The 7,973-nt window shown below is 63.8% G+C and carries 9 protein-coding genes and 4 tRNA genes; all 13 read right to left on the reverse strand.

What is annotated here, in order from left to right; genetic code table 11:
• Positions 1–88: 88 nt before the first annotated feature.
• Positions 89–463 (reverse strand): 50S ribosomal protein L7/L12, encoded by a 375-nt coding sequence (rplL, locus tag V7787_RS43635; RefSeq protein ID WP_336093876.1) that lies wholly within the window; start codon positions 461–463, stop codon positions 89–91.
• Between the two features lie 71 nt (positions 464–534).
• Positions 535–1,068 (reverse strand): 50S ribosomal protein L10, encoded by a 534-nt coding sequence (gene rplJ / locus V7787_RS43640; protein WP_336093877.1) that lies wholly within the window; start codon positions 1,066–1,068, stop codon positions 535–537.
• Between the two features lie 577 nt (positions 1,069–1,645).
• The gene (gene rplA / locus V7787_RS43645; RefSeq protein WP_336093879.1) at positions 1,646–2,344 is read right to left on the reverse strand and encodes a 50S ribosomal protein L1; all 699 of its coding nucleotides are present in this window, start codon (positions 2,342–2,344) and stop codon (positions 1,646–1,648) included.
• A gap of 3 nt (positions 2,345–2,347) precedes the next feature.
• Positions 2,348–2,776: a 50S ribosomal protein L11 gene (gene rplK, locus V7787_RS43650; protein WP_336093880.1), complete on the reverse strand. Its 429-nt coding sequence runs from the start codon at positions 2,774–2,776 to the stop codon at positions 2,348–2,350.
• A 235-nt stretch (positions 2,777–3,011) separates the two neighbouring features.
• A complete protein-coding gene (nusG, locus tag V7787_RS43655; RefSeq protein WP_336093881.1) occupies positions 3,012–3,587 on the reverse strand; it encodes a transcription termination/antitermination protein NusG in 576 nt (191 codons plus the stop codon).
• Between the two features lie 13 nt (positions 3,588–3,600).
• On the reverse strand, positions 3,601–3,978 hold the full coding sequence (gene secE / locus V7787_RS43660; protein ID WP_336093883.1) for a preprotein translocase subunit SecE: 378 nt from the start codon (positions 3,976–3,978) through the stop codon (positions 3,601–3,603).
• A 96-nt stretch (positions 3,979–4,074) separates the two neighbouring features.
• Positions 4,075–4,150, reverse strand: a tRNA-Trp gene (locus V7787_RS43665).
• A 161-nt stretch (positions 4,151–4,311) separates the two neighbouring features.
• The gene (gene tuf, locus V7787_RS43670; RefSeq protein ID WP_336093871.1) at positions 4,312–5,502 is read right to left on the reverse strand and encodes an elongation factor Tu; all 1,191 of its coding nucleotides are present in this window, start codon (positions 5,500–5,502) and stop codon (positions 4,312–4,314) included.
• 70 nt (positions 5,503–5,572) lie between these two features.
• Positions 5,573–5,648: transfer RNA gene (locus V7787_RS43675), tRNA-Thr, on the reverse strand.
• Positions 5,649–5,710: 62 nt separating this feature from the next.
• A tRNA-Gly gene (locus V7787_RS43680) sits at positions 5,711–5,784 on the reverse strand.
• Positions 5,785–5,942: 158 nt separating this feature from the next.
• Positions 5,943–6,028, reverse strand: a tRNA-Tyr gene (locus tag V7787_RS43685).
• A 126-nt stretch (positions 6,029–6,154) separates the two neighbouring features.
• On the reverse strand, positions 6,155–7,246 hold the full coding sequence (gene ychF / locus V7787_RS43690; RefSeq protein ID WP_336093884.1) for a redox-regulated ATPase YchF: 1,092 nt from the start codon (positions 7,244–7,246) through the stop codon (positions 6,155–6,157).
• 164 nt (positions 7,247–7,410) lie between these two features.
• On the reverse strand, positions 7,411–7,973 hold a 563-nt coding region (pth, locus tag V7787_RS43695), incomplete at its 5' end, for an aminoacyl-tRNA hydrolase (protein ID WP_336093885.1).

The following is a 7,973-nucleotide window of genomic DNA, read 5'->3' on the forward strand; positions in this document are numbered from 1 at the left end:
TCCCGATCCCGTGGAACGGCCAAAGGCCGGGGACTTTCGTCCCCAGCCTTGGGTGGTCGCCAAGAAAAATCGGCGACGCAAGTACGGCTTACTTGACTTCGACGGTCGCACCAGCGGCTTCGAGGTCCTTCTTGAACTTCGCGGCGTCGTCCTTGGAGACGGCGTCCTTGACGGTCTGCGGAGCGCCTTCGACCAGGTCCTTGGCTTCCTTCAGGCCCAGGCCGGTGATGGCGCGGACAGCCTTAATGACTTCGACCTTCTTCTCGCCGGCGGCCTTCAGCACGACGGTGAATTCGGTCTGCTCTTCGACCGGAGCGGCGTCGGCGGCCGGGCCACCAGCCATGACGACCGGAGCAGCGGCGGTGACGCCGAACTTCTCTTCGATCGCGCGGACCAGTTCCATGACTTCCATCAGGCTCTTTTCGGCGATGGCGTCGACGATTTGTTCGTTGGACAGGGACATGTGTATTACCTCAGGAAATATTGATCTTTCGAATCGGGTTCAGTGAAGCGGTCGCGAACGCGGTGCGGCGATTACGCCGGTTCCGCTTCGGCCGGAGCTTCGACAGCGACTTCGCCGCCGCCCTGCTTGTCGGCCACGGCCTTGACGGCGCGGGCGAACATGCTGGCGGGCTCGGACAGAACGCGGGCGAGCATGCCCAGGGCCTGTTCGAGGGTCGGCAGCGAGGCGAGGACTTCGACGTGGCTGGCCGGATAAACCTGGCCACCCAACGCGACGACCTTGGCCTGCAGCTTGTCGTTGCCCTTGGCGAATTCCTTGATCAGACGCCCGGCGGCGCCGGGTTCTTCGGTCGAGAACGCATACAGCAGCGGACCGACGAGCTTGTCTTGGACGCACTCGTATTCGGTACCGGCGACGGCGCGCGCGGCCAGGGTGTTCTTGACAACACGCAAGTACACACCGGTTTCGCGAGCCTTCTTGCGCATCGCGGTCATTTGACCGACCGTGATGCCAGCGTACTCGGCAGCAACCAAGGAGTGAGCCTTCGCGGCGACTTCTGCCAGTTCGGCGACTACTTCTTGCTTCTGAGACAGATTAAGAGCCATTGCACTCCTCCATAAGCCGAGATTCGTGGTTTGGGAGTCCGGACTGGTAAGCGCCTGGCTTGCCGATCCTCGATCCCGAACATCCAATCCCGGCCCTATTGACTCCGCTCACGGCTCCTGCCGCTTGCGGTCCTGGGCAGCACCGTCCTTGGCGCCGGGGATGCCCAGCGGCATCCCGGGTGGTGGCCTTTCCTGAAAAAAAGATTCAGGGGCGGCACCATCTACGCCGGCCCGGCTCCGAAGAGTCCGAATTAAGCGATCCCGCTGTATCGACGGCGACTCCTTGCCGTGTCGAGCTTCCGTTGCCCGTCGTCGATATGCGCCGACCGCGCCTGCGGTCTTTGACGGCTATCGCTTCGGGTTTTTGGCCCTGGGCGATGCCCTCAAAAAGTTAGGAGCGAGTTGAGAGAAGCGAGAAACGAGCAGGAGCGAATACGGCTTTTCGCTCACTCCTCACTTCTTTTCACTCACTCCTGATTGTTCGTTGCTGCGACCAGGGTGAAGCCCTGGATCCCCGCTTTCACGGGGATGACGTCTTGGCAAAGGCGCTCGCGCTATGCGCGAGCGCGCCAAAACGTCACTTCAACGTCAGCGAGGTCTGATCGACGATCACGCCCGGACCCATGGTCGAGCTGATCGAGATCTTCTGCAGGTACTGACCCTTGGCGGTCGACGGCTTGGCCTTGATCAGGTCCAGCAGCAGCGCCTGCAGGTTGTCCTTCAGCGAGCCGTCTTCGAAGGAGGCCTTGCCGATGGTGCAGTGGATGATGCCGCCCTTGTCGGTGCGGTAACGGACCTGACCGCCCTTGGCGTTCTTGACCGCTTCGGCCGGGTTGGCCGACACGGTGCCGACCTTCGGGTTCGGCATCAGGCCGCGCGGGCCCAGCACCTGACCGAGCTTACCGACCACGCGCATGGCGTCCGGGGTAGCGATGACGACGTCGTAGTTCAGATCGCCGGCCTGCATCTTCTCGGCCAGATCGTCCATGCCCACGGCTTCGGCGCCCGCGGCCAGAGCCTCGTCGGCCTTGGCGCCGGCGGGGGCGAACACCGCCACGCGCACGGTCTTGCCGGTACCGGCCGGCAGCACGGTCGAACCGCGGACCTGCTGGTCGGACTTCTTCGCGTCCACGCCCAGACGGACGGACACGTCGATGGACTCGACGAACTTGGCCTTGGTGGCGGTCTTGACGATCTTGACGGCTTCGTCGAAGGAGTAAGCCTTGCCCGGAACGACGGCGGCCTTGATTGCTTTTTCGCGCTTAGTGATTGCCATGTCTTAGCCCTCCACCACCAGACCCATGCTGCGGGCGGAGCCCGCAATCGTCTTCACCGCCGCGTCCAGATCGGCCGCGGTCAGATCGGCTTCTTTCGCCTTGGCGATGTCTTCGAGCTGCTTGCGGGTGACCTTGCCCACCTTGTCGGTGTTCGGGCGCTTGGAGCCGGAGCTGATGCCCGCGGCCTTCTTCAGCAGCACCGAAGCCGGGGTCGACTTGGTGACGAAGGTGAAGGTACGGTCCGAGTAGGCCGTGATGATGACCGGGGTCGGAAGACCCGGCTCGAGCTTGGAGGTCGCGGCGTTGAACGCTTTGCAGAACTCCATGATGTTCAGGCCGCGCTGACCCAGCGCAGGACCGACCGGCGGCGAGGGGTTGGCCTGACCGGCCTTGACCTGCAGCTTGATGTAGCCGACTACTTTCTTTGCCATTTGGTTTCTCTCCGGGTGCTAGCGCCTAGACCGCGGGCTCCCCATCGGGCCGGAAATCGCGCGTTCCGGCATCGCGTTGTTTGTTGCGCAGACAGCCGCCCCGGGGTGTCGAAGGGGGCGGCTGAACGAATAAGGCCCGCTGCACACAAGCAGCGAGCCGCACACTATATCAGGTTTTTCGGACTTTGCAGCCCGCAGACCGGGGCTGGGACCGGCCGGGCCGGCCCCGCAGGGCTCAGGTGGCCTTTTCGACCTGCCCGAACTCCAGCTCGACCGGGGTCGAGCGGCCGAAGATCAGCACGGCCACGCGCAGGCGGCTCTTTTCGTAGTTGATCTCTTCGACCACGCCATTGAAGTCCACGAACGGGCCGTCGACCACGCGAACCATCTCGCCCGGCTCGAACAGCACCTTCGGACGCGGCTTTTCGACGCCTTCCTGAACGCGCTGCAGAATGCGGTCGGCCTCGCTGTCCTGGATCGGCAGCGGGCGATCGGCGGTGCCGCCGATGAAACCCATGACCTTCGGGGTTTCCTTGATCAGGTGCCAGCTTTCGCTGTCGATGCGCGGAATGCCGGCTTCGTCGTGCGTGGAGATCTGGACCAGGACGTAACCCGGGAAGAACTTGCGCTCGGAACGGCGCTTCTGGCCGGAGCGCATCTCGATGACTTCTTCGGTCGGAACCAGGACTTCGCCGAAGCGGTCCTGCATTTCGAAACGGACGATGCGGTCGCGCAGCGCCTGCGCCACGGACTTTTCGAAACCGGAATAGGCGTGGACTACGTACCAACGCTTGTTGTCTTGCGTGTTCAAGTCGGTCGTCTCCTCAGCGCGACAGCAGGAATTTGACCGCGAGCTGGATCACCCAGTCGAAACCGGACAGGATCAGGCTCAGGATGGCCACGGCGATCATCACCACCCAGGTGGTCTTGAGCGCTTCTTCGCGAGTCGGCCAAACCACTTTGCGCAGTTCGAACCGCGATTCGGACAGGAACTCGCGAGTCTGGATGCCCTTGGCCGAGAACATGAACACGGCCGCGCCGGCCAGCAGGCCCGCCACGACCGCACCCGAACGCGCCGGGCCGCTCCAATTCTCGAACCAGAGGTAGGCGAACACACCGCCCGCTGCCAGCAGCAGGGCCAGCGCGTACTTGACGATGTCACCGGCGCCGCCGGATTTGTGTTGTTCGGCCTTGCTGTTCATTCTCGGGGCGATTCCCTCGCGAAAGCCCGCCCATCCCTGCGCGGCCCTTTCAATGCATTCCAGTCGCCGGGTCGTCCGAACCGGCTCGGTATCGAGTGGCACGCCAGGAGGGACTCGAACCCCCAACCTGCGGTTTTGGAGACCGCTGCTCTGCCAATTGAGCTACTGGCGTACGTCTTTGAAATCTTCCGACCCGGACCGCCGCCCTGTTCGGCCAGCGACCGGTCGATCATTGTGTTCAAAAACACGACGCTTTGAAACAACGAAGGCGGACCGGGTTGCCGGCCCGCCGTTCGCGGCGTGCGGCGATCTTGCGACCGCCGCGACGGGTTGTTACTTGATGATCTTAGCCACCACGCCCGCGCCGACGGTACGACCGCCTTCGCGGATCGCGAAGCGCAGGCCTTCGTCCATCGCCACCGGGTTGATCAGCGTGACGACCATCTTGATGTTGTCGCCCGGCATGACCATCTCGACGCCTTCCGGCAGCTCGCAAGCGCCGGTGATGTCGGTGGTGCGGAAGTAGAACTGCGGACGGTAGCCCTTGAAGAACGGGGTGTGACGGCCGCCTTCGTCCTTCGACAGCACATACACTTCGGCTTCGAACTCGGTGTGCGGCTTGATCGAACCCGGCTTGCACAGCACCTGGCCGCGCTCCACGTCGTCGCGCTTGGTGCCGCGCAGCAGCAGACCGGCGTTGTCGCCCGCCTGACCCTGGTCCAGCAGCTTGCGGAACATTTCAACGCCAGTGACCGTGGTCTTCTGGGTCGGACGGATACCGACGATTTCGATTTCGTCGCCCACCTTGATGATGCCGCGCTCGATACGGCCGGTCACCACGGTGCCGCGGCCCGAGATCGAGAACACGTCTTCCACCGGCATCAGGAACGGCTTGTCGATCGCGCGCTCCGGCTCCGGAATGAAGGTGTCCAGCGCGTCGACCAGCTTCAGGATCGCCGGCACGCCGATGTCGCTCTGGTCGCCTTCCAGCGCCAGACGGGCCGAACCGTGGATGATCGGGGTGTCGTCGCCCGGGAAGTCGTACTTGGTCAGCAGCTCGCGCACTTCCATCTCGACCAGCTCGAGCAGCTCGGCGTCGTCCACCATGTCGGCCTTGTTCAGGAACACGACGATGTACGGCACGCCGACCTGACGCGACAGCAGGATGTGTTCGCGGGTCTGCGGCATCGGGCCGTCAGCGGCCGAGCACACCAGAATCGCGCCGTCCATCTGCGCCGCACCGGTGATCATGTTCTTCACGTAGTCCGCGTGGCCCGGGCAGTCGACGTGCGCGTAGTGACGCGAAGCCGATTCGTATTCCACGTGCGCGGTCGAGATCGTGATGCCGCGAGCCTTTTCTTCCGGCGCCGCGTCGATCGCGTCGTACGCCTTGAACTCGCCGCCGAAACGCTCAGCGCCCACCTTGGTCAGCGCTGCGGTCAGCGTGGTCTTGCCATGGTCGACGTGACCGATGGTGCCGACGTTGACGTGCGGCTTGGTGCGCTCGAATTTACCCTTAGCCATGGCTGTCGCTTCTCGTATGTGGTCTGTGCGTTGCGGTGGCTGTTGGTAAAGCAGCCGGTACTGCGTTGGATGGTGCTCACGAAAGGAATCGAACCTTCGACCTCCTCCTTACCAAGGAGGTGCTCTACCGACTGAGCTACGTGAGCGTGAAACCTGGATCGTCTCAACAAGTGGGGCCGCTGCAAGCTGGTTTCAACGGAGGACTCAATGGAGCGGGAGACGGGAATCGAACCCGCACCATCAGCTTGGAAGGCTGAGGTTCTACCGTTGAACTACTCCCGCGCCGCGTGGTGCCGTTACAGCGTTGGAACTTGCATCGAAGCCGTTGCCGAAACCCGCGCCGAACCGATGCTGCCGATCGTCGCGTCTTGCGTGCCGGCGTGAATCATGCCGCCACTTTGAAACCGGTGAAACCCTTTAAAACAATTCCACCTTGAATCTGGTGGAGGGAGGTGGATTCGAACCACCGAAGGCGTAAGCCAGCAGATTTACAGTCTGCCCCCGTTGGCCGCTTGGGTATCCCTCCGAAAGAGCCCGTAATTCTGGCGTGCGATCTTCAGGAAGTCAACGAACTTTCACACACAAATTTCGAAATCTTTTTCCGGGCTACCCGCGGAAGCCGCCGACACCCCGGAACGGGTGCGTAGTCTACTCAGACATTGAACCGGAAGTGCAAGACATCGCCCTCTTGGACGCGATATTCCTTGCCTTCCAGGCGCAGACGGCCGGCGTCGCGCGCCCCGGACTCGCCCTTGTACTTGATGAAGTCGTCGTAGGCGATGGTTTCGGCGCGGATGAAGCCCTTCTCGAAGTCGGTATGGATCACCGCCGCCGCCTGCGGCGCGGTCGAGCCGGCCTTGACCGTCCAGGCCCGCACTTCCTTGACCCCGGCGGTGAAATAGGTCTGCAGGCCCAACAGCGCGTAACCGGCGCGGATCAGCCGGTTGAGGCCGGGCTCGGCCAGGCCCAGGTCGGCCAGGAAGGCGTCGCGGTCCTCGTCGTCGAGCTGGCTCAGCTCTTCCTCGATCGCAGCCGACACCGGCACCACCTGCGCACCCTCCGCCACGGCGCGGGCGCGCACGGCGTCCAGGTGCGGGTTGTTCTCGAAGCCGTCCTCGAGCACGTTGGCCACGTACATGACCGGCTTGAGGGTCAGCAGGAACAGGTCGCGCAGGGCGGCCTTGTCGTCCTCGGACAGATTCAGCGCGCGCGCCGCCTTGCCGGCGTCCAGGCCCTCGCGCACGCGGCCGAGGACCTCCTTGCGCACGATCGCTTCCTTGTCGCCGGTCTTGGCCGAGCGCTCGGCGCGCTGATAGGCCTTCTCGACGCTTTCCAGGTCGGCCAGCGCCAGCTCGGTATCGATGGTCTCGATATCGGCGATCGGATCGACCTTGTTGTTGACGTGGATCACGTCCGGGTGCTCGAAGCAGCGGACCACGTGGGTGATCGCGTCGACCTCGCGGATATGCGCCAGGAACTTGTTGCCCAGGCCCTGCCCGCTGGCCGCGCCGGCGACCAGGCCGGCGATGTCGACGAACTCGACCGCGGTCGGGATCAGCTTCTGCGGCTTGACGATCTCAGCCAGCGCGTTCAAGCGCGGATCCGGCACCGGCACCGCGCCGACATTGGGCTCGATGGTGCAGAACGGGAAATTCGCCGCGGCGATACCGGCCTTGGTCAGCGCATTGAAGAGGGTCGACTTGCCGACGTTGGGCAGGCCGACGATGCCGCATTTGATGCCCATGGGTGAGTCCGGAAATAGAGATTAGGGATCGGGAAACCGGAGTTGCGCGCCGAACCGCGCGTTTCGCTGCGAGCCCGCAACTCCAATCGAAAATTTTCAGAAGACAGGCCGGAAACCAGCGCCGGGAACCCTCGGCTCCCAAGCCCCCATTCGCCAACCCCGCTTCACTTCGCCGCAGTATGCAACTGCGTCATCGCATCCATGAAATTGCCCTGCACCGCCAGCGGCAACGCGTCGATCGCGTTGTCGATCGCGCGCAGGATCGTCGCTTCGTCGTCCTTGCCGGGACGGCCGAGCACCCACGGGGTGACTTTGTCTTTGTGGCCGGGATGGCCGATGCCCACGCGCAGGCGGTGGAATTTGCCGTGACCGAGCAGCTGCATGGTGTCGCGCAGGCCGTTCTGGCCGCCGTGGCCGCCGTCGAACTTGAGCCGGGCCACGCCGGGCGCGAGGTCGAGCTCATCGTGCGCCAGCAGCGCTTCTTCCGGCTCGATCTTCCAGTAGCGCAGCGCCGCGGCGACCGACTTGCCGGAAAGATTCATGAACGTGGCCGGCTTGAGCAACCACACCGGGCGGCCGCCGATCTCGACCTTCGAGGTCTCGCCGAACAGCTTGGATTCCAGGCCGAAACGCCCGCCGAACTTTTCGTTCAGGGCGTCCACAAACCAGAACCCGGCGTTGTGCCGGGTCCGGGTGTATTCGGCGCCGGGATTCCCCAGGCCGACAA

The sequence above is a fragment of the Pseudomonas sp. CGJS7 genome, from assembly GCF_036961695.1.

What these genes read in the sequence shown, in the direction of transcription:
- rplL (WP_336093876.1), bottom strand. Translation starts at nt 463, where the DNA reads ATGTCCCTGTCCAACGAACAAATCGTCGACGCCATCGCCGAAAAGAGC.
- rplJ (WP_336093877.1), bottom strand. Translation starts at nt 1,068, where the DNA reads ATGGCTCTTAATCTGTCTCAGAAGCAAGAAGTAGTCGCCGAACTGGCA.
- rplA (WP_336093879.1), bottom strand. Translation starts at nt 2,344, where the DNA reads ATGGCAATCACTAAGCGCGAAAAAGCAATCAAGGCCGCCGTCGTTCCG.
- rplK (WP_336093880.1), bottom strand. Translation starts at nt 2,776, where the DNA reads ATGGCAAAGAAAGTAGTCGGCTACATCAAGCTGCAGGTCAAGGCCGGT.
- secE (WP_336093883.1), bottom strand. Translation starts at nt 3,978, where the DNA reads ATGAACAGCAAGGCCGAACAACACAAATCCGGCGGCGCCGGTGACATC.
- tuf (WP_336093871.1), bottom strand. Translation starts at nt 5,502, where the DNA reads ATGGCTAAGGGTAAATTCGAGCGCACCAAGCCGCACGTCAACGTCGGC.
- ychF (WP_336093884.1), bottom strand. Translation starts at nt 7,246, where the DNA reads ATGGGCATCAAATGCGGCATCGTCGGCCTGCCCAACGTCGGCAAGTCG.